The 20,259-nt window shown below is 49.7% G+C and carries 20 protein-coding genes; all 20 read right to left on the reverse strand.

The annotated features are described in order from the left end of the window. Positions 1-12: 12 nt before the first annotated feature. Positions 13-1,188 carry a hypothetical protein gene (locus MRBLPE1_RS20205; protein WP_364148830.1) on the reverse strand — a complete coding sequence of 392 codons (1,176 nt, stop codon included), beginning with the start codon at positions 1,186-1,188 and terminating at the stop codon, positions 13-15. A gap of 196 nt (positions 1,189-1,384) precedes the next feature. Then, positions 1,385-1,963: a histidine phosphatase family protein gene (locus MRBLPE1_RS20210; RefSeq protein WP_364148831.1), complete on the reverse strand. Its 579-nt coding sequence runs from the start codon at positions 1,961-1,963 to the stop codon at positions 1,385-1,387. Positions 1,964-2,030: 67 nt separating this feature from the next. Then, positions 2,031-2,633, reverse strand: coding sequence for an anti-sigma factor family protein (locus MRBLPE1_RS20215; RefSeq protein ID WP_364148833.1), 603 nt, complete (start codon positions 2,631-2,633; stop codon positions 2,031-2,033). Further along, positions 2,630-3,226: an RNA polymerase sigma factor gene (locus MRBLPE1_RS20220; RefSeq protein ID WP_364148835.1), complete on the reverse strand. Its 597-nt coding sequence runs from the start codon at positions 3,224-3,226 to the stop codon at positions 2,630-2,632. The genes MRBLPE1_RS20215 and MRBLPE1_RS20220 overlap by 4 nt, the downstream gene beginning before the upstream one ends. Positions 3,227-3,727: 501 nt before the next feature. After that, positions 3,728-4,630 (reverse strand): M20 metallopeptidase family protein, encoded by a 903-nt coding sequence (locus MRBLPE1_RS20225; RefSeq protein ID WP_364148837.1) that lies wholly within the window; start codon positions 4,628-4,630, stop codon positions 3,728-3,730. Then, positions 4,596-4,730 (reverse strand): hypothetical protein, encoded by a 135-nt coding sequence (locus MRBLPE1_RS20230; protein ID WP_364148839.1) that lies wholly within the window; start codon positions 4,728-4,730, stop codon positions 4,596-4,598. Before MRBLPE1_RS20230 ends, MRBLPE1_RS20225 begins: the two co-directional genes overlap by 35 nt. Then, complete coding sequence (gene sdaAA / locus MRBLPE1_RS20235) at positions 4,723-5,640, reverse strand: L-serine ammonia-lyase, iron-sulfur-dependent, subunit alpha (protein WP_364148841.1); 918 nt, start codon at positions 5,638-5,640, stop codon at positions 4,723-4,725. The genes MRBLPE1_RS20230 and sdaAA overlap by 8 nt, the downstream gene beginning before the upstream one ends. Next, positions 5,637-6,317 carry an L-serine ammonia-lyase, iron-sulfur-dependent subunit beta gene (gene sdaAB, locus MRBLPE1_RS20240; protein ID WP_364148843.1) on the reverse strand — a complete coding sequence of 227 codons (681 nt, stop codon included), beginning with the start codon at positions 6,315-6,317 and terminating at the stop codon, positions 5,637-5,639. Before sdaAB ends, sdaAA begins: the two co-directional genes overlap by 4 nt. Positions 6,318-6,334: 17 nt before the next feature. Further along, on the reverse strand, positions 6,335-7,402 hold the full coding sequence (locus MRBLPE1_RS20245) for a dihydrodipicolinate synthase family protein (RefSeq protein WP_364148845.1): 1,068 nt from the start codon (positions 7,400-7,402) through the stop codon (positions 6,335-6,337). Positions 7,403-7,404: 2 nt separating this feature from the next. Further along, positions 7,405-8,421: an NAD-dependent epimerase/dehydratase family protein gene (locus tag MRBLPE1_RS20250; RefSeq protein ID WP_364148847.1), complete on the reverse strand. Its 1,017-nt coding sequence runs from the start codon at positions 8,419-8,421 to the stop codon at positions 7,405-7,407. Between the two features lie 124 nt (positions 8,422-8,545). Then, entirely contained in the window at positions 8,546-9,901 is a 1,356-nt protein-coding gene (locus MRBLPE1_RS20255) for a hypothetical protein (RefSeq protein WP_364148849.1), read from the reverse strand. Then, the gene (locus tag MRBLPE1_RS20260) at positions 9,850-10,479 is read right to left on the reverse strand and encodes a carbohydrate binding domain-containing protein (protein ID WP_364148851.1); all 630 of its coding nucleotides are present in this window, start codon (positions 10,477-10,479) and stop codon (positions 9,850-9,852) included. Before MRBLPE1_RS20260 ends, MRBLPE1_RS20255 begins: the two co-directional genes overlap by 52 nt. 215 nt (positions 10,480-10,694) lie before the next feature. Beyond that, complete coding sequence (locus tag MRBLPE1_RS20265) at positions 10,695-11,684, reverse strand: Gfo/Idh/MocA family protein (protein WP_364148853.1); 990 nt, start codon at positions 11,682-11,684, stop codon at positions 10,695-10,697. Between the two features lie 55 nt (positions 11,685-11,739). Continuing rightward, positions 11,740-12,645 (reverse strand): Gfo/Idh/MocA family protein, encoded by a 906-nt coding sequence (locus MRBLPE1_RS20270; protein WP_364148855.1) that lies wholly within the window; start codon positions 12,643-12,645, stop codon positions 11,740-11,742. A 199-nt stretch (positions 12,646-12,844) separates the two neighbouring features. After that, entirely contained in the window at positions 12,845-14,461 is a 1,617-nt protein-coding gene (locus tag MRBLPE1_RS20275; RefSeq protein WP_364148856.1) for a response regulator transcription factor, read from the reverse strand. A 16-nt stretch (positions 14,462-14,477) separates the two neighbouring features. After that, the gene (locus MRBLPE1_RS20280) at positions 14,478-16,208 is read right to left on the reverse strand and encodes a cache domain-containing sensor histidine kinase (protein WP_364148858.1); all 1,731 of its coding nucleotides are present in this window, start codon (positions 16,206-16,208) and stop codon (positions 14,478-14,480) included. A 33-nt stretch (positions 16,209-16,241) separates the two neighbouring features. Next, positions 16,242-16,478, reverse strand: a complete 237-nt coding sequence (locus MRBLPE1_RS20285; RefSeq protein ID WP_364148860.1) for a hypothetical protein — start codon at positions 16,476-16,478, stop codon at positions 16,242-16,244. An 18-nt stretch (positions 16,479-16,496) separates the two neighbouring features. Further along, entirely contained in the window at positions 16,497-17,384 is an 888-nt protein-coding gene (locus tag MRBLPE1_RS20290) for a carbohydrate ABC transporter permease (protein WP_364148862.1), read from the reverse strand. A 30-nt stretch (positions 17,385-17,414) separates the two neighbouring features. Further along, positions 17,415-18,374 carry an ABC transporter permease gene (locus MRBLPE1_RS20295; protein ID WP_364148864.1) on the reverse strand — a complete coding sequence of 320 codons (960 nt, stop codon included), beginning with the start codon at positions 18,372-18,374 and terminating at the stop codon, positions 17,415-17,417. An 86-nt stretch (positions 18,375-18,460) separates the two neighbouring features. Beyond that, on the reverse strand, positions 18,461-20,077 hold the full coding sequence (locus tag MRBLPE1_RS20300) for an extracellular solute-binding protein (protein ID WP_364148865.1): 1,617 nt from the start codon (positions 20,075-20,077) through the stop codon (positions 18,461-18,463). Positions 20,078-20,259: the final 182 nt, after the last annotated feature.

The raw sequence follows: 20,259 nt of genomic DNA on the forward strand, positions 1-20,259 counted from the left end.
GCGAATGAAAACTTAATGCAGCGTGACCGGTTCCAAGTCTTCCAAGCTTAAGCCCGATACGACCGCTCTTCCGGCCTTCGTCATTCTGACGACGGCACCCTCCTCCGGATGCTCGCCAAGCCGCAGCAACCCTAAATGAACCATCATCGCCATTATTCGCTGTTCTAGGATCGTGTTGGCATCGTCATAATAATAGGGTTTTATAAACGGCACAAGCACATGTCTTAATGACTCTACCGTTACCCATTCCGCCGCAAGCGCATTGATCCAGTGAACGAGCGACAGCAAATGCGTGATGGGCCCCTTATACAGCTTTAGCCAAAAGCGGTAGATTTGTTCCGCTTCGCCCGGGGGCTTGCCTTGCATGCGTTCCTCGCCTAAAGCCGTGACGCTCAGAACCGTCTGATTCTCGGTTATGTATTTTGCGTAATGGCAGTAGTCGTAAATAAACGAGAACCGATTCGGGTATTGATTGAAATGCCTGCCGTATCCAAAGCGCCATGCTCCTTTTGCAGGCAGCTCCTCCGTAACGCCGAATTTGTCAAGCAGCTGCAACGTGAATCGTTTGTACATGGAACCGTCAGCGGTCAATTGCACTTCATTATGGTACAAGTAATGAAGCAAATGCGTGATATCATCGTGGATAAGCATTTGCTCATCCCGATAAACAGGCGGCTCTTCCGTATACCGCAATTCAGCCGCGAACCTTTTGGCAAGCGTATCGCGAAAGCGGGCCTTCAAATCATTCGGCACCTGGAACAAATACCTGCTCGGTCCGCTGAAGCCGTTAAACAGCCAGCCTTGATGCTTGAATTTTGCAATCATCTCTCGCGGACTTAGCGGCTTGATTTCCGCTGCTGTCTTTTTTTTCGTTTTTTTTGTTTTGTTAAGCGATTCTGGTTCTTGTTGGATGGCATCTTCGCCAAATCTGCTCTGCTGCACGCGGGCAAGCAAATCCTCCAGGCTGAAGGAATTTCTCGCTTCGAACAGCAAAGAGTTCAAGAATCTCAAGTCCTCCAACTTCATGCTGCTTATTTGAGCTTCAAAGACATCATTTCGACTTACGGTAGAGAGAATCGATTGAATCAAATCGTTTTTGGAATGTCCGTTGCACTCACATCTGTAAACGTCAGCAATTCTGCTAAGCTGTTGAATGTCTGCATAACCTAGCATATCCGATAAATTCATAACTCTCTCCTTTCTTCAGGAACCGACTTTTCAAGCTTCGTATTCCGTTTCGTAAGCGTATTGTGTAATGGATAAGCTTCAGTTGATATCATTATGGGAAGATAACTATTGTTTTATAACCTAGTTTTCAAGGTTTTGCACAAAAAAAAAGAGTCACGCCTTCTTAAAAACAAAGGCAGGACTCTCATTCATCGTACTATGGGGTTAAGTGAATCGTACAATTATACAGCTGCGGATGCCATCCTTCTTCACGGCGTTCCAAAATAGAATAGGATAAGTTGGATAAATACTGATCTTCCAATCCGGTACAAACCTCTGCTAACAGCTGCGCCAAAAAGCTTCCATGCGAGACGACGAGCAGATTCCGGTCAGGAAAAGCCAGCTTCCATTCATTAATGGCGCTTAAGCCGCGGGCCCTAACCGCTTCATTCGTTTCCACGCCTTCGGCCACGTTGCGCCAATCCGTTCCCCAGCGTTCATGCCGTTCCTGCTCTTTTGTACCCTCAACCTCGCCAAAGTAGCGTTCTCTCAGCCGTGGATCACTTTCAAGCAAAGGAATATTCAGCTTCTCGGCAATGATTTGCGCCGTGGCATAGGCCCGTTTCAAATCGCTCGATATGACGGCATCCCAAATGCGCTCCTCGCTGCTTAAGCGGTTCCCTAAAGAAATGGCTTGCGCAATGCCCGCCGCATTTAACGGAATATCGGTCTGTCCTTGAATTTTGCCTTCTTCATTCCAATCTGTCTTACCGTGTCGAACTAATCCGATTAACAAGCAGACTCCAACTCCTCTTCCTATAGATATAACAAAAGCTCCCTAAGGAGCTTTGGCCAGTCATATGTCAGTTCCGGGTTCTGGATAACCAATTCAAAATCAGCAATGTCATGATCATGCCAAGCAAGGATAACGCAACGTAATACTGCGGAAACGCAGGCATGACCTTTAAGACGAATGGATCACTGATACTGGCTACGGGAACCTCCGCATAAAATCCGGTAGTAACAAGCCCGTCCCCGGATGCGTTTGCCGTGTCCATCAATCCGCTGATCTCGGCAATTTCCGCTTGTGACGCACCGCCGCGATGGTCAAAAACAAAAACGAAAAACGCGCTTGCAAACATAGCCATGAAGGCTGCAACGATCAAAGCAATATTGCGGCGGAACGATTTGGAAAACTGATAGCTCTTGTGCGGAACGGGCATTAACCAGGATTCCTCCGCATAAATGCGATCCATGACATTGCGATTTACATGCTCGATCGGTCCAAGGCTTTCCTCTTCATCCGATAGAAAACGAATCATTTCTTCGCTCTCTTCCCACAGCAGAAACTGCTCCGCACATGCTTTGCACTCTAGCAAATGAGCGTCAATCGCTATCCGATCTTCATCATGCTCCGATAAATCCCAATATTCGCCGAATTTGTCTTGCGCATCGTTGCAATTCATCTTGTATTCATCCCTTCATATTCTTCCATCAGCGGCGATTGTCCGAAATAAGGCTCCAGCTGCGTTTTGACGCTTGCTCTCGCTCGGAAAAGCAGTGATTTAACGGAACTGACCGTTTGCCCTAAAATATTCGCGATTTCTTGATAGTCAAGCTGGTCATATTCCCGAAGAATAAGAGCAGAGCGCTGTTTCTCCGGCAAATTATTAATCGCCTCGCGTACCATAGCCATCCGTTCATTCCGCAGTACATGCTGCTCAGGCACGGCATCGAGCGCCGCCACTGGCTCGAATCCAGATTCGTCAAGCGACACATGCGCAGACTTTTGCTTGCGCAGCTCGCTAAGCACCGTGTTGCGCGCAATCGTATATAACCATGTCGAAAAAGAAGCATCCAGTTCGCGGAACGAATGAAGGCTGCGGTATGCTTTATAAAATGATTCGGAGCACAAGTCCTCAGCCAACAGCTCAAGCTTTGCGCTCTTCAGCATATGATAGATAAAAGCCAAGATTTTTCGTTGATAGCGCCGCATAAGCTCGGAGTACAGCTCGACATTGCCATCCTTTATCTCACGTATTAATTGGGAATCAGTCATGACAGGCGAACCTCCTCCACCTGCGGATTATTCCTGGATCGCCACATAACATTGTACCGGCCCGAGAACGAAAAGTTGCGGTCTTTATCATAAATAATCCAAAAAATACGAGTATACATATTATTCGTGTTTCGCGGGCAAATTCCTGCCTCTTTCGACAAAAGGATAAAATACAATATTTTTACAAGTGAAAAAATGAAATTCAGAACGGCATACATAAAAAACCAGTCTCAAATGAAACCCGGTATCTACAAGCAGCCCTATGATTCTTAAGAAGTATAATGGGTATCCATCCATTATATGCATGCAAATATTTCAACTTGCTTCGGTTTGAGTTTCCAAATAACGTGAAACCATAAAAAAAACGAGTGTTGAAGCGACTGCTTCCCATCCCGGAGAGCAGTACCTTCAACACTCGTTGTCCGTTTCAATCTAAAATAGCGCAATAACCGCCGACGGTCAAGAACGGTTTTGACATTGTTGCGTCGTCCATGCCTTGATTTAGGCATTCGCATATCCAAGCCGAAGGAGCACGATGCCGGCCAAAAGAGCGGCACCTATAGGCAGGCATTCCTCATGAAGGAGAAATTGGGGATGATGAAGTCCGTAGGCTTGATCGGCACACGTGGCGGGACCGGATCCCAACCAAAAAAAACAACCGGGCACATGCTTCAAATAGTTCGAAAAATCTTCGCCGGCAAGAACCGGAGCCGCTTCGCTTCTATTCTCCGCTCCCTGAATCAAATCAATCGCCTCTTCGACCAGGCGGACTTGTTCATCTTGGTTGACTAGCACAGGCACCATCTTCGTATAGCGAAGTTCTGCTTGACAGCGGTGAGCCTTTGCCGTGCGGCTAATCAGTCTTTGCAGCTTTGATGGCATTGCATCTTGAACGCTCCGGGAGAAAGTTCGAACCGTTCCCGTCAGCTCCGCCCGCTCGGGTATAACGTTATAGGAAGCTCCGCCATGAAAGGACCCTACCGTAACGACCACGGGCTCAAACGGTGAGATTTCCCGGCTGACCGCAGTTTGAAGCGATAGCATGACGGCCGAAGCCGCAACGATGGGATCCACGCATTGGTCAGGAATCGCACCATGTCCTCCTTTCCCCGTAATGATGATTTCAAACCTGTCGACCGACCCCATAAGAGCACCGTGACGGGTCGCTCCTTTGCCGACCGGAAGCGTAGGAAGTTTATGCAGGCCGTAGATTTCGTCAACGCCTTCCAGAACTCCTTCTTCGATCATGGCCTGCGCTCCGGCATTGATTTCCTCGGCCGGTTGGAAGATGAATCGAACGCTTCCGGCCAGCATATCCTTCCTCTCGGACAGCAGCTTGGCAGCTCCGTACAATATGGCCGTATGCGCATCATGGCCGCAGGCATGCATTTTGCCGGGAATCACTGAGCTCTGGATTCTGATGGAGCTGCCTTCTAAGTGCGATCAGCTCGGTCTCAATCGCTTTGGCCGCAGGAAGAAGCAAATGCAGCGACGGCCTAGTCATTATTTTCCTCCTTCGTTCCGGACAGGGACTTCTCTCTGCCTTTGGCCAGCTGCTCTATTATCTGCTTGCCGGTCGGCGTCTGGGCGAGCCCCCCTCTTGCCGTCTCGCGGTGGGCGTCGGGCATCGCGCTTCCCACTTCAAGCATGACCTGAATGACCTCATCCGATGGGATTACGCTTCTCACGCCTGCAAGCGCCATATCGGCTGCCGCCAGCGCATTCACCGCGCCAAAGCCGTTGCGGACAATACAGGGAATTTCCACCAAGCCGCCAACCGGGTCGCAGATCAACCCGAGCGTATTCTTTAACGCCAATCCGACGGCGTGGACCGCTTGGGCAGGCGAGCCGCCCTTCAGCTCGACAAGCGCCCCGGCTGCCATTCCGATTGCAGAGCCGATTTCGGCTTGGCAGCCGCCCTCTGCGCCGGATATAAAAGAATTGTTCGCAATGACATAACCGATTGCACCAGCGCAGAAAAGACCCTTGACCATATGATCGTCATCCCAGCCGAAGCGCTCTTGGCTGCTGGCAAATACGCCGGGAATAACGCCGCAGGACCCGGCGGTCGGCGTCGCTACAATGCGTCCCATGGAAGCATTTACTTCAGAGACAGCCAGCGCGTAAGCCATGGCAAGCCCGGTAAACGGCTCGAGTGAAGCTTCCGGCGTACGCGTATATTCATATACGCGTTTGGCGTCGCCGCCGGTAAGCCCGCTTCGGGAGGTTTTCTCCGAAGCAATACCTTTCGTAACGGCATCTTTCATGATGCCGTAATATTTTTTCATTTTGTCCCATTCCTGGTCGGCCGAGCGTCCGGATTCCTTTGCTTGATCCTCCAGCATTATCCGGTATATCGGCTTGCCTTCATCCGCGCATACCATCGCCAATTCCTTCAAAGTGCAGAATCTCAAAGCGGTTCGCCACCATTCCATTCGATATAATCATAGCTTTTTACGTGTGCCAGCCTTTTAATCTCGTTTAAGAGCTTCTCAGGAATCGCGCCATCCGTCTCGATAACGGTTGCCGCCCGCCCCAGCCTGGCTTTACGGTCAACATCCATGTAACTGATATTGATTCCGGCATCGCTTAGAAGACGCGTAAGGCTTGCCAGCACGCCTGGACGATCGACATGATAGACAATCAGGGCCGGGTAATTGGCCGTAAACTTAAGATCGAACCCGTTTACCTCGATGACTTCAATATTGCCGCCGCCAATCGAGCAGCCCGTCATCTGGGAGCGCCTGCGGCCCGAGCTTAGCTTAATCGTCAATGTGTTCGGATGAACGGAAGGCAGGCTGCTTGCCTGAAAGCTAATCTCCATTCCCGATTGCCCGGCCAGCTGAAGCGATTCCGGTATTCGTTCGTCATCCGTATCGAACGCGAGCAGCCCGGCTGTCACGGCCAGATCTGTTCCGTGTCCGCTATAGGTGGCGGCAAATGATCCATAGAATACGATCTCCGCGCTTTTGGGCTGTTCCCCGAACAATCCGCGGGCGACTCTTCCAAGCCGAACGGCGCCCGCCGTATGGGAGCTGGAAGGCCCGATCATGCCAGGACCAATAATCGAAAACACGTCTTTAAAGCGCATAGCCCATTCGATACCTCCTAAGTCAGCCAGTCCGCGAGATGCTGCTTAACAAATTCATCGTCGTTCAAATGAGGGTAGTCCCGATAAACCCGGTCTATCTCTTCCTTCTGGCCCACAGACAGGTCTTCATGCGGGTTCAAGCACCAGGTTCCTTTCATGAGGCCTTGTCGGCGGAGCACCTCATGTATACCGGGTATGCAGCCGGCAAAGCCGTGCGCCGGATCAAAAAACGCCGCATTCGAGTCCGTTACCTCCACATTGCGAGTCAGCCACTCCGCAGGAATCGTGTCAAATATCCGAGCCCGTTTTATTTCTTCCAGCATTTGCACCGCTTTATGCGTCCATACGGCCCAGTGCCCGAGAAGTCCGCCGACAATTCTTTTCTCAACCATTTTGCCCTCCGCCTGAAACCGGTAAACTGTCATTAAATCATTGACAATATTATCGTCATTACCTGTGTACAGGGCAATTTGATCTCTGCGCGCGGAGCAGCAAACGGCACGGATGACATCAATCGTATGATAACGGTTAAAAGGAGCCAGCTTGATTGCAATTACGCCGGGAATGTCGGCGAACGCGCGCCAGAAGCCAAAGCTGAACGTTCTCCCTCCTACGGAAGGCTGCAAATAAAAACCAATAACCGGAATAACCTCCGCCACTCTCTCCGTACGGCTTAATAATTCTCCTTCCGACCAGTCCTGCAGCCCTCCCATGCTCAGCAGGCCCGCCTCGTAGCCGAGACCTGCAGCGAGCTCCGCTTCGCTCAGCGCTTGCTCCGTAGGTCCGCAAATGCCGGCTACCCGGATAAATGGACGGCTTAGCTTACCTTTATCAACCTCTTCCGCCGCCAAACGAAGAACTTTCTCGAAAAGTCCGAATTTCGGATCGCGGATCTCAAATTGCGTTGAATGTACGCCTACGGCAACGCCCCCCGCTCCTGAAGCCATGTAATAGCGGGTTAACGCACGCTGGGAGATTTCGTCCAAACGGCGATTCTCGTCAAGCGCCAGCGGGTGGGCGGGAATGACGAGACCTTCATGGAGCGCATTTAGCTGCTCGGGTGTTAATGGATTGAAATGGCTCATGTTCAGAATTTCCCCTTTCTTTCCTGAAAATGCGTAGGTTTATTCAGCGTTGCTCCGCCTGCCTCCACCCATTCCGCAGTCCAATCGATCATCTGCAGAAGCGTAACGCGCGGGTAACCGAAGCGCTGGTGGCATTTTGAAGCATTGTTCAGCAGCGCATTCTCTGCTTCAGCCCCTTCGAACTGCGGCTCTGTACTGAACCTTTTGCCAAATTCCTCGGCAGCCCAGCGTATCGACATCGTCTCCGGCCCCGTGACATTCAGAAAATTGACCGGCGCTTCGCAGGCAAGCAGCGAACGTATCGCAATTTCGTTGGCATCTCCTTGCCAGATCACATTCGCATGCCCCATCGTTAAATCGATCGGTTTACCGCTCTTCACGGCTTTTGCAATTTCAAGCAATACGCCGTACCGCATGTCGATGGCATAGTTGAGCCTGTATACGACCATAGGGATTTGATAGGTTTTAGAAAAATGCTCGAAAACCCGTTCCCTGCCCAAGCACGACTGGCCGTATTCTCCAATCGGAGCCGGCGCCGCCGCTTCGCTTGCCCCGCCGTAACCAACGGGCGTAAACGGATAAACGTTGCCCGAGGAAAATACGACGATTCGGGAGTTCCGGTATTTCACGGCAACTCTTCCGGGAAGGTAAGCATTCATAGCCCACGTAAAGGATTCGTTTCCCGTCGTGCCGAATTTGTTGCCGGCCATATAAATTACATTTTCGGCGTCCGGCAGCGCTTGAAGTTTCTCGTCGTCAAACAAATCGCACGCGATCGTCTCCACGCCTTCCGCCTCCAGCTGTTGTTGCAGGCCCGCCTCCGAAAACTTTGAAACACCGATTACTTTTTTGCTGACGCCCGCTTTCTTGATCGCGTTCATCAGCAGCCTCGCCAAGCTCGGTCCCATCTTCCCGCCGACGCCGAGAAGAAGAATATCTCCGTTTACTTTCTTTATATCGTGAATAAGCGCCGCGGACGGTTCGGCCAGCTTGGCCTCGAGTTCTTCAATTGTTCTCATGGATTCAACAGTCTCCCTTCCAGGTTTGAGGATATCTTCATCATAGAGACTGTCGTCTTAAAAGACAAATCTTTTAATCGTCTGTAAATAGCCAGTAAAAAAACCGGATCGCGAATGACCCGGTTTAATTTCCGACCTTATCCTCCAGAAAAGCAAGCCTGAAAATTTGGCGCGGCCTGCCCTTCGGAACCTTCTCGACTCCCGCGATCCGAAGCAGGCCCTGATCGATCCACTGCAGGACTAAGCGATGCGTGCTCCGTACCGTGATATCCAAAATGGCAGCCAGCTCGTGCACCATATAATCCACCCGGCCGCTTCTCGCCACGTGTGCCATCAGCCTGCTCAAATAGACCGATGTCATGCCGGCATCCTCTGCTTTCTTAATTAAACCCGCGTCGGTCATCGATAAGGCAATTTCCAGCGGATCCGCCATGGCAAGCGGTCCGATAAAAGTCTTATCTTCTCTGACGATAAAGCAAGTATCCCCGCCCGCGTCCTTCGATTTCCGAAGAGCCGACCTGGCATGCGTGCCCGCTTCGTTCGCCGACCGTCCAAAGCCGATGCCGATGCTCAGGGACAAACCGAATTTTTGATTTGCGTGCCTGCCTAGCGGGATCGTCTTATACCCGCCCGTCTCTCGTTCAAAAATGCCGCGAGTCGTAAAAAACAAATATTCATCTCCGCCGAGATGCGTCAGATAGCCGTCTAAGGACTCTACATAGTCCAGCAGCATCCGATGGATTTCCAGCTTAAACTTCTGGACCTCATGCTCCGAGGTATGCGTATGGATCCGCTTCTCGAAATGATCAATATTAAGCAATCCGACTACGATTTGCGCTTCCTTGCTCTGCCTGGTTTCCGTCGAAAGCAAGGCTCTCTCAAGAGCAACCGTGATGTTCTGGTCTGTCGGAATGATCCACTCATTCGGAATCCCCAGCTTTGTCAGCGCATCGGAAACCGCCCCTTCCGCCGTCAGCGCCGCATCGCATGCGCCGGTCTCATATAGCTGCGCGTGGAAGGCCGTTAGCGCTTCCTGGGTGGGATAAGAAGCACCGTTAAAAATCGTCGTCTGCACACGGAATTCATTAATTTCCTTTAGCGACTTGGCGATCATTGGACCCTCTAAAGTGTCAATCGACACGCGGAGCTCCTTTTCTGGGCCAAGCGCGTTCTTCAAGCGGGACAATGACCGGTAAAAGCTCGTATCCGTCAACGGCACATGATGAAGCGCGATGTTCAAGCTCGTTTCTTCCCGTATTCTATGGTATGGCATAGGTCCGGTTACCAAAATAACCTCCGCTTCGCCCGCGATTTCTTCCGCAAGCGCCGGAGCCTCTTCCTCTTTCCTGTATATCCTTGCCAGCGGACGGAAGGAAGGAAAAGCATTCAGTACCCTCAGTATCCGCTTGACCAAAATCTCGGGCCCGATTACGCCGATCGCAATGCCTTTCTCGGTGTTGATGTCCGTTTCATTCCCCATACAAATCCCCCAATATTTAAAGACATCATCTTTAATAAGTCTATTAAGGAGCATAGCATGAATGTGAATTGCCAAGCAACGATCCCGTCCACCGCGCGCCAGTTACTCGTCCTTCCATGATCTATCAGCTCGAATTGACCATTGATTAAGTTTGCGCTGAGATCGGGCAGAACATCGCGAAATCCCGCATCGTCAAAATAGGTCGTTCCGACATTAGCCGCGCCTAAATATAATCTTACCGTCGCGTATTTCGCCGTCGGCGGAGCAATCGAGGAAACACGGGCCTCTTTCCATTCGTTTAACGAGGTAATGCCTGCATTCGCAAGCGTCAGTTCGCCGCCGGCTTCATTTAAAAATTCAATGTAGACGGCCGCTGATCCGCCTTCGATGTAAGCATACGCGTAAGCTTCGTATTTAAGCCCCGGCGTAACCGGAATCCGCGCGCTTCGCAAGCCTATCCCGCCATTGTTTTTGGAATCCGTTATTTTCACGCTGCGTTCGCCTGAACGCTTCCTCTCCGTCGATGTCGAGCTGGTTACGTCGAATAAGGTGCTCCAATACCTAGGCAGCCCGTCCATAACGGTCTGATTTGGGCAAACGGCGACAAGTAAAACGCTTTCATTCCATGTTTCAATTCATTATTTTTTTTGCGTCCGCCCAAGATAGGCGCCTATTTCAACAAATTGTCCATTAAATCAATCATTTCTTCCTAAATGAAAAAAGGTTATCCAGCAAGTCTTCTGCGACCGTTGGATAACCCCATTATTAATATCCATTTGATGACATAAAAAGATTACCAACGCAGCTGCTGCTCCGTACCTGTTTCCGCGGATCGGTAAACCGCTTCGAGTACGGCAATCACGTTACGCGCGTATTCGGGCGTACAGCTAGGATCCTCACCGTTCAAAATGGACCGCTGCAAATCGGCGTACTGCAGGCTGAACGGCGCGGCATTGCCCGTGTTCTCCACCTTCTCGTAGCTGCCTCCACGGCTGATCCAAAGGCCTTCTCCGGTTACGAGCTTCAACATGCCTTCGGTAAAGATGATCTCCGTTTCATTCCTGGGAGCGCCTAAGTAACCTGATTGAACGATCGCAGCGGGAATGCCGCCGTCGAGCTCCATAAAAATCATGCCGCTTCCTTCCACATTGCCCCTGCTGCCATAGTAGCTTGCCGAAGCATTCAGCTTTCGGACCGGACGCTCGGTAAGCCACTGGATTTTATCGATGGAATGCGTGCCCAAATTGGCTAATATCCCGCCGCCGGCTTTCTCTTTCTCAAGAAACCACAGAGGCCTCTCGTCCCGGAAATAGTTTATGTGCCTGGCATCGTGGATCATGACCAGCTTGCCAAAATTCCCGCTTTGGATCATGCTCTTCGCCAGTATATTTTCAGCGATATAATGCTGGGTGTGCCCGACCAAAATTCGGATGTCTGCCCTGCGTCCGGCTTCGATAATCGCATCGCATTCCGCGACCGACAGCGCCATTGGCTTCTCCAACAGCAAGTGGCAGCCGTTTGCGGCCGCAAAAACAGCCGATTCTTTATGTAAAAAATGAGGCAAGGCAATAACCGCGATATCGGGCCTCTCCCGCAAAATCATCTCCCGGTAATCTTGATACGCTTTTATGCCATAGATTCCAGCAACCTCGGCTGCCCTCTCCGAACGAATATCCGCTACCGCGCATGCAGTTAAGCCCTTTGCGACTCGAATGGCGTCGAAATGATCACCCGCGATGGCGCCGGCTCCGAGCACCGCTACCTTTAATTCTTTTTCTTGCATGCTCGATCATCCTTCTTCCCGCTTATGCTGATGTCCGGTTATTCTGCTTCTTAATCTATAAATCTACGAACCTGCCAGTTACGCGGCTCTCATTGGCTGCTTCCATGAACCGAATAATCTGCAGGGTTTCATCCCCGTCAATATCCGTTACCCCTGTCAGGAACATGCTCATGATTCGTTCCAATAAACTCGCGTAATAGGATTTGGGATGGCTGTAAACGTCGATATGATCGGTGCGGTTTTCCCTGTGAAGCAATGCGCCAAATTGATTGTTCCCTTTACGGTTGCCCCGCATGGTCCCAATCGAACCATTCTCCCAAACCCCGCTAATCAAATCGTGATCTTCGTTCGTTACGGCCAGAACCTTCTTGCAGTCTTTGCCCAGCGTTCTAAACAGCATATCGGCCATATGCACGCCATACCAAAAAAGCCCCGGCTGCGTCGCTTGAAGCGCCATCGGACCGTAACAATCCATGCCGATAACCGGGGCCGCCTTGTTATCCGTTAATGCCTCGGTCAACGCTTCCGCATAACGAAGCGCCGAGCAGCTCATCAAAGGTACGCCATTCAGCTTTGCTAGCTCTGCAATCGCAGCTGCGTCCGCATAAGACACCGCCATCGGTTTGTCAATAAACACGGGCTTTCCGTAAGCAGCAATGCGTTGAAACAACTCCAGATGTGCCCTGCCGTCCACCGCGAGCAAAAGAATGGCATCACAGGCTTCAGCAGCTTCCTCCGGGGAATCGACGATCTTAACGCCGGACTGCCTACGTAATTGCTCCGTAAAGCCCTCGACGCGCGAGTAGCTCAATTCGAAATCGGCCGAGCCCCCGGGAAATGCGGCCGTTACTACGCCGCCTGACACATGGAATTCATGGGTTGGATCATTTAAGAGCTGGGTAAATACCGGTGCATGGGAAGTATCGAGGCCGATGATTCCAATTCTTTTGACACTCGCCATAAGCTGTTCATCCTCTCGTCCGCCGATCGCCGGCGTTAATCGTTTCCGTCATATGGACGGCATTTCTTTACCGTATACCTTCACGACATAAAAGCCCGGCAGTCGGCCTGTATCGAAATGCATGGCTGCATATAACGGACAAACCTCATATCACCGAAGCGGTTTACGCGAAATAGATCATTCCTACGGCTCTTCACGTTTATGCTTGCTTGTTTTTGTATTGCGTTGGCGTTATGCCAGTATACCCTTTGAACATTTTACAAAAATAGCGGTAATCGGATATGCCCACGGCACTCGATACCTCGTAGATTTTCATCGTCGTCTGCTCGAGCAGCTCGCTTGCTTTTTCCATCCGTACCCGATTTACGTAATCCGAGAAGTTTTCGCCGATTTCCTGCTTGAACATTTGGCCGGCATAAGAAGGGTGCAATTGCACGAGTTTGGCCAGCTCCGAGACCTGTACATCCTCCATATAATGCTTTTGTATATACCGGCACATTAATTGGATTTCTTTGCGGACGGTAGCAGGCGGACTCAATCTCTTGCTTAACCATTCATTCATCGTTTGAATCGTTTTCGACCACCAATGGCAGTACGCCGTCCATGTCTCCAAACGCCGTAATTCATTCAACCGCGCAACGACCGATTCCGGCAATGGGACGAGCTCAGGATTCAACATCTGCTTCGTTAACCGCAGCAGATCTGACGGATGAATCAAAGGGTCGGAGAGCTGGGTCATGAAAGACGCGATTTCTCCGAAAGCGTCTATGTTCTCTCGCTGAAGTGCCTTTGCAGCACCGCCTACCGTCTCGCGGATCAGCTCTGGATCAAGCCGCTTGAAACCTTTCATGTCTTTTACCGCAATAGCCGAATCCGATTTGTAAAAATGTACAGCCAAACCGTCCAGTCCTTCCCGTATACTCTCGGCTATCCATTTGGCCGCCAGCGGCTGCTTCCTTAATTCGCGCACCGTTCCTACGTAAATAAAACTCCTCACGGAGGCAAACGCGTCTACAGCCTCCAAAGCCATCATCGCTAATTGGTTCAAATGTAAGTTTTTTAGCGGCTGCTTAGATGCGATTAATAGGCATAACCGGTTTTGCTGCAAAGGAAGCATTACCAACCTGCAGCCCTCGCCGATTATGGACGGATTCAATCTATTTTCCAAACATTCGCTTAGCTGTCTTTGAAGTTGGACACGGTCTTCATCCGTTGACTCAACGCGATCAACAGCCGAGGAAGACTCACTCCAGCCGATGGTCAAACCCGTCCAATACCCAGCATTTCCCGTACCATTCAGCCATTCGCTCGGAATGTCTGATTGGTTATCTCTTCCAAAATCATCCATTAAACGTTCCGCCCATTGGCGCTTCCTCGCCCAATCCTTTTCCTTCTCCAGATTGACCCTCATCTCCAGCTTCTGATCCACATCCAGCTCTTGCAAAATCTCATCCGCTATTTTGCGGCAAATATCAACAATGATATCGGGGGTCTGAGCCAGCTTGATCAAATATTGATCCACTCCGAGCTCAATCGCTTGCCTAGCGTACTCGAATTCACTGTACGCCGTAAGGATAACGATCCGAATTCGCGGCCAACGCTTCCGGACATAACCAGCCAATTCCAAACCATTCATATTCGGCATCGTAATATCCGTCAGCAGCAAATGCGGCATTTCTTTCTCGATCATGCTGATTGCTTCTTCGCCTCCCGAAGCCGCTCCCATAAACGAAAAACCCGCATCGGACCAAGGAATCCGCTCTGAAAATCGATCACGCACCCATTTTTCATCGTCGACCATAAGAAGCTTCAGCATCGTATTCCCCCTTATGCTATCGTTTCACGCCCGATTCGCCTACAGGCAGAAGAACCGAGACCGTTAGTCCCTCATCCGGTTCGCTGTGAAAATGCAGGCCATACGAATAGCCGAATGTCATCGATATCCGATCCTGCACATTGCGAAGCCCTAAATTGTTCAAGCCTTTATACAGATTAGGCGAGCTAGCTTCTTGGGTCAGCAGCGCGAGCTTTTGCGGATCGATTCCGGGACCCGTATCCGATACCTCGAATAATACGCTGCCCGCATCCTTGCTTTTGGCGGTTACAATAATATGATTGACATCCTGCTTGCTAAGCCCGTAAAAAATACTGTTCTCTACTAAAGTAATTAAGGTCAGCTTGGGGATCGGCGTTTTGTAGTAAAGCTCCGGGACGGCAATATCCATCTCAAAGACATCCCCGTACCTCAGAACCATGATCTCTACATAGTTTTCTAATTGCTGCAGCTCATCTTCAACCGTGACGATATCTCCCACTTTATCCGTGGAGTACTGCAGCAGCCCCATCAAAGAGCGGATCATTTTGCACATTTCCTCTGTTTGCCCGGTTTCCCCCAAACAATAAATGGCGTTAAGAGTGTTGTTGAGGAAATGAGGATGAATCTGCGAATGGAGCACCTTTAATTCATGATGCCGCTTCTTTTCCTCGGCTTCTCTCAGATCATCGAACAAGGACTGGATGTTTCCCATCATGCGGTTAAAGCCATCGGCTATATGCGTAAACTCATCATTGCGCTTCAGCTTAATCCGGGCCTCAAGCTCGCCTCGCGCTGCCGCCTTGAACTGGCGCGTAATGAGAGTCACCGGCTTACGGATGTAGTTCGTTATCCAAACCGATACAATCACGGCAAGGATGATCGCCATCGCAATCACCAGCACCAGCTGCTGTCTCAGGGAATCGAGCAATGGAAAAGCCTGTGACTCCTCAATGACGGAAAATACGACCCAATCCCAGCGATTTTGGTTGCTGCTGAGCACGGTATAATTGCCAAAAGAGGTTTGTACGGTATTGTAGGCTGTCCCGCTGGTCTTGGTCAGCTCTTGCAATTTCTCTTTCATTTCTAGGTGATCCTGGAATGTTTTTGGGTGCGAGAGAAAGGTATTTGTGGAAAGATATTTGCCTTGTCCCGTAAAAAGATAAATCCGCCGCTGTTCGCCTTGAATAATCTGCGGACCCGTCAACGCATTTAAATTGATATCCATCGCGACGAACCGGTTCGCGTCGATTTGCTTGGCAACCGTGATTACGGAGCGATCGTTGACTGCACGGGGCGGACTCCACCAAAAGCCCGATTTGCCTGTCTGATAGATGATTTCATTGATGCGGTCAGGCGCGATAAAAAATTTATAGCCGTAGGGTGAACTGAGCCGCACGTTATCTTTCTCGATCAAATAGATGCCGTGAATCTGGTCTTGGTGATAAGTCATCATATCATCAATAAGCTGCGCATAATCAGCTTCGTCCATTTTGTTGTAGAGAACCGGATTAGAGAGAAAGATCAGCTGGCTCTGGAACGTATTCATCAATGTCTTCATATAATTTTCAACCTGCACGACAGAGCCCTGCAGCTCTTTTTCATTATTTTGGCGGATCGGCCCGAATAGCCGCTGATAACCGAAAAAAGCAATTACGAGAAACAATACGATGACAGAAAGAAAGGTAAGAATGAACAGTTTGGTGCTGACGCTGGAAGTGAAGCTTGTTCCTGTAAGCCGACGAACCATGCAAGACCACTCCCCAATCTTATGCAGCCTTGATTATTGATGCCTAGCGCCTAGGCAGATTTTGGACCTGCTGCTATCCACAATGATTATAGCATTGCAGCTGCTATTCTGTACCGCGTTCTTGTATCCACTGCATCGCTTTATCGGTAAGCCCGCTGCTGTTCTGCCGACGCACAGCATAACCGCATCCGCTCCTGCATCATTCGTTAAAGCTTGGATGCAGCGGACCGTCTCGTCCTCATTGTCGAATACATGCTGTACGCCTTTCATGTCGCTTCTCCTCTTTCGTTACCCTTTGACCGATCCCAGCAAAGCGCCTTTGACAAAATACTTTTGCAAAAACGGATATACGATCACGATCGGCAGCGTTGCCACGATCACGACGGCCATTTTGATCGTCTCCGGGGGAAGCGTATCAAGAACAAGCGAATTAACCGACAGCTCGGTGCTGACGTTCGGCGCTTGAATCATGCTTCTTAGGACGACCTGCATCGGCATGAGCGTTTTGTCGGATATATAAAAAATGCCTTTGAAATATTCGTTCCAATGGGTAACGCCGTAGAACAAGCCAATCGTTGCCATGATTGGGGCGGACAAGGGCAGAACAATCCGGAATAAAGTCGCCAAGTCGCCGCAGCCGTCCACTTTTGCCGCTTCCTCTACTTCCGGCGGAAGATTTTCAAAGTACGTTTTAACGATTAATAAATTAAAGGTGGATACCATGCCCGGAATAACGAGCGCCCAGACCGAATCATACAGCCCAAGGCTGCGAACCACGATGTAAAGCGGGATAATGCCTCCGCTGAAAATCATGGTAAACACCAATGCCATTAGAATAAATTGACGGCCGGGTACGGATTTCTTGGATAACGGGTACGCGAGCAGCGTCGTAACCGCCAGATTTAAAGTCGTACCCACGACCGTAATAAATACGGTAATTTTCAGTGCCTGCGGGATGCGCGGGCTGCTAAATATTTCTTTATAGGCTTGCAGCGTGAAATGCTCCGGCCAAATGACGAATCCGCCATTTTTCATTACCTCAATATAAGGAGTCACCGAAACAATGACCACATAATATAGCGGGAATAAGGTAAGCAGGGCAAACAAGGCAAGGATGATATAAATAATCGTGTCGGCAGCCTTATCCCCTTTTGATTTTTGAATGACAAGCGACATGCTGGCCAGCCTCCCTCTCCATGTTGTAACCTACCATATGCCGGAACCTCCTATTTTTTTGGCCAATCGATTTGCGCCAATGACCAATACCAGGCCTACAACGGATTTAAATACGCCCATTGCTGCCGCCACTCCAAATTCAAGCCGTTCGAAGCCGTAGCGGTATACCCATGTATCGACGATATCCCCTACCTCATAAACTCTGGCATTCAAGAAAATGAACACTTGGTCAAAGCCGGCATCCAAAATGCCGCCAATTTTTATAATCAGCATAAGCACGATGACGTCCCGTATTCCCGGCAGGGTAATATGCCAAAGCTGGCGCCAGCGTCCTGAGCCGTCCACAACAGCGGCCTCGTAGAGATCCTGATTGATGGATGCTAAAGCGGCCAAATAAATGATGGCTCCGAATCCGGTATTTTTCCATATTTCCGTCAGAACCAAGAGAGGTCTAAAGAAGTTTTTATCCGTCAGCAAATCGATTTGTCCCCAGCCCATGTCGCGCACGAAGGTGCTGATTAAGCCGGAGCCGGGAGCAAGAAACGAAAACACTAATCCATATACGATAACCCATGACAAAAAATATGGCCCATACGTGATCGTTTGAACCCATTGTTTGAACCAGCGTACTCTAACTTCATTAAGCATTAGAGCGAGTATGATATCCGGCACCATGCTGCCAATAATTTTATAAATGCTGATTAACAGCGTGTTTCTCATAACTTGCAAAAATTCGGGGCTGTCGAATATGACTTGAAAGTTTTTCACCCCTGCCCATGGGCTGCCCCAGATTCCCTTCATCAGGTTATAATCCTGGAAAGCAATCAACGTTCCGGCCATAGGCGCGTAATGAAACACAATATAGTATATTAATCCGGGTACCATCATCAGATAAAACCATCGATTCCGGTAAAAGCTCCGAAGCTTGCCCGGACGCAAGGCCTGTCTCTTTATCTGCTTCGATTTCAATGAAACAACCGTTTCCGCCATCACTATCGCCTCCTTGCTTAATCTAAGTTGGTAGGCAGAAGGAAACCCATGAACATTCCAGGGTTTCCTTCGATGCCGCAGCTCATTTATTTGAAATCGTTAAGCGGTTTATCTTTTAAAGCGATATTTAAAATTCTGGTGTATTCGGTAAAAATATCTTTGCCTTTGAATTTTGTCATCAGCTCTTCACGGTATGCAGGCCAGTTTTTGCCGCTTTGGTCCTCAAGCACGGCCTTCGCATGGAACTTGCTCATTTCTTTGCGGAAATCGCCGATATTGATGCCTTCAGGCGGTACCAAGCTGACTGGCGGGAGCGCATTATGTTTCGGGAAACCTTCGATCGTTTTCAAAATGGCGCTGTCATGCTCGGAAATACGGGAATCAATCAGCTCCAGCCCAAGCACGTTAGGCTCATCCGGCGTAAATGCCGCATATACATTCAACCAGTTGCCGGCTTTGGCAATATCCGCTTCGAATGCGTCAACATTTAATGTCACTTTATTGCCGTCTTTCGTATAATGATTTCCTTCTTGCCCATAATGAGTCAACAAGAAGCCCTCTTCGCTCGTCAGCCAGTTCAAAATTTCAAGCGAACGCGTGACCTTATCCGGATTTTTGTCAGCCGTTGTTTTACTTACCAGGATCGTGTTTTCCGGAACGTTGTATTTCCACATGACCGGTTGATCCAACGGATAAATCGGCTGCCAGTTGGCATTAGGATCAAGGGCCTTCGAACGGTTCTGCACGCTGGTTGCCACGCTGTCTAATGCAATGGTCTTATCCCCAGGCGAGAAAATCATGCCTACTTTGCCTTGTGCCGCTTTATCGTGATGTGCAGGTGCTTTGTTGAGGAACCAGTCGGGATCTACGATTCCCGCTTTGTTCCATTCCACGACTTGATCAATGACACCGGCTACTTTTAGATCTGTACGGTTGTCTACGTAAGTGTTGTCTACGATCATGAAATCGGCAACAAAACCGTTGTTCAGCCACTGCGGAAAATCGAAAGGCAGGTTTTGCCCGCTGCCTGCTGCGGTAAAGCCGTAAGTATCCTTCTTGTTGTTGCCGTCGGGGTCGCCCACCGTGAATTGCGTCAGCACATTCGTCAGTTCTTCATAATTTTTAGGCGATTTCAAGCCGAGCTTGTCGAGCCAGTCCTGACGAATATACCAGGATGCGTACGTATTGCGCTGGAATGGCAGGATTGCGCGGGTAAATACGCCTTGCTTGAGCTGAAATGCCGCAAGTTCTTCTTGCGTCACCCATTTAAAATAATTGGGCATCGTCTCTTGCGTAAAGTACGTTCCCAGTTCGGAAGCGATTCCATCCGTAATATACTTCTGCGATTCCGCGCCGCCGCTGATGAATAAATCCGGTGCGCTGCCTCCTGCAAGGGTCGCATTCAACTTGTCGTGATACTCTTTGCCAATAACCATATAATCGATTTTTAATTCCACGTTAAATTTTTCTTCGATTTCTTTTTTGACAAAATCTTTATCTGCCGAAGGAAGCGTCACATTCGCTAGATTCCCGTTGGCGACAGACCAATTCAGCGATAGCTTGGCCGGCTTGGCGTCTTCGGTTTCCGCGGGCGATCCGTTTGTCGATCCGGGAGTCTCCGTCTCCTTATTGCCGCCATTTGAATTAGAGCATGCCGTAAGCGCAAAAATGGCAGCGAGACCAAAAAGCATTAACTTTTTCATTTGAATAACCCCTTCCTGTATGTTTAACGCTCGTAACCGCTTACCTTTTGGCGAACCAAAGGTTGACCTTTACTTGAATTTATTGTAATTCGTATAAACATTCAAAACTAGCTGACGATTACAAGAAATAGTGGTCTTAATACAGAAATGCCATGCTAATTTTAAAATAATAAAGTTTCTGC

Source organism: Paenibacillus sp. LPE1-1-1.1, from assembly GCF_040676435.1.
Lineage (GTDB): Bacteria > Bacillota > Bacilli > Paenibacillales > Paenibacillaceae > Pristimantibacillus.

What these genes read in the sequence shown, in the direction of transcription:
- MRBLPE1_RS20295 (WP_364148864.1), bottom strand. Translation starts at nt 18,374, where the DNA reads ATGGCGGAAACGGTTGTTTCATTGAAATCGAAGCAGATAAAGAGACAG.
- MRBLPE1_RS20300 (WP_364148865.1), bottom strand. Translation starts at nt 20,077, where the DNA reads ATGAAAAAGTTAATGCTTTTTGGTCTCGCTGCCATTTTTGCGCTTACG.
- MRBLPE1_RS20260 (WP_364148851.1), bottom strand. Translation starts at nt 10,479, where the DNA reads ATGGACGGGCTGCCTAGGTATTGGAGCACCTTATTCGACGTAACCAGC.
- MRBLPE1_RS20285 (WP_364148860.1), bottom strand. Translation starts at nt 16,478, where the DNA reads ATGAAAGGCGTACAGCATGTATTCGACAATGAGGACGAGACGGTCCGC.
- MRBLPE1_RS20265 (WP_364148853.1), bottom strand. Translation starts at nt 11,684, where the DNA reads ATGCAAGAAAAAGAATTAAAGGTAGCGGTGCTCGGAGCCGGCGCCATC.
- MRBLPE1_RS20220 (WP_364148835.1), bottom strand. Translation starts at nt 3,226, where the DNA reads ATGACTGATTCCCAATTAATACGTGAGATAAAGGATGGCAATGTCGAG.
- MRBLPE1_RS20290 (WP_364148862.1), bottom strand. Translation starts at nt 17,384, where the DNA reads ATGTCGCTTGTCATTCAAAAATCAAAAGGGGATAAGGCTGCCGACACG.
- MRBLPE1_RS20280 (WP_364148858.1), bottom strand. Translation starts at nt 16,208, where the DNA reads ATGGTTCGTCGGCTTACAGGAACAAGCTTCACTTCCAGCGTCAGCACC.
- MRBLPE1_RS20250 (WP_364148847.1), bottom strand. Translation starts at nt 8,421, where the DNA reads ATGAGAACAATTGAAGAACTCGAGGCCAAGCTGGCCGAACCGTCCGCG.
- MRBLPE1_RS20255 (WP_364148849.1), bottom strand. Translation starts at nt 9,901, where the DNA reads ATGGGGAATGAAACGGACATCAACACCGAGAAAGGCATTGCGATCGGC.
- MRBLPE1_RS20230 (WP_364148839.1), bottom strand. Translation starts at nt 4,730, where the DNA reads ATGACTAGGCCGTCGCTGCATTTGCTTCTTCCTGCGGCCAAAGCGATT.
- MRBLPE1_RS20270 (WP_364148855.1), bottom strand. Translation starts at nt 12,645, where the DNA reads ATGGCGAGTGTCAAAAGAATTGGAATCATCGGCCTCGATACTTCCCAT.
- MRBLPE1_RS20275 (WP_364148856.1), bottom strand. Translation starts at nt 14,461, where the DNA reads ATGCTGAAGCTTCTTATGGTCGACGATGAAAAATGGGTGCGTGATCGA.
- MRBLPE1_RS20245 (WP_364148845.1), bottom strand. Translation starts at nt 7,402, where the DNA reads ATGAGCCATTTCAATCCATTAACACCCGAGCAGCTAAATGCGCTCCAT.
- MRBLPE1_RS20215 (WP_364148833.1), bottom strand. Translation starts at nt 2,633, where the DNA reads ATGAATTGCAACGATGCGCAAGACAAATTCGGCGAATATTGGGATTTA.
- sdaAB (WP_364148843.1), bottom strand. Translation starts at nt 6,317, where the DNA reads ATGCGCTTTAAAGACGTGTTTTCGATTATTGGTCCTGGCATGATCGGG.
- MRBLPE1_RS20205 (WP_364148830.1), bottom strand. Translation starts at nt 1,188, where the DNA reads ATGAATTTATCGGATATGCTAGGTTATGCAGACATTCAACAGCTTAGC.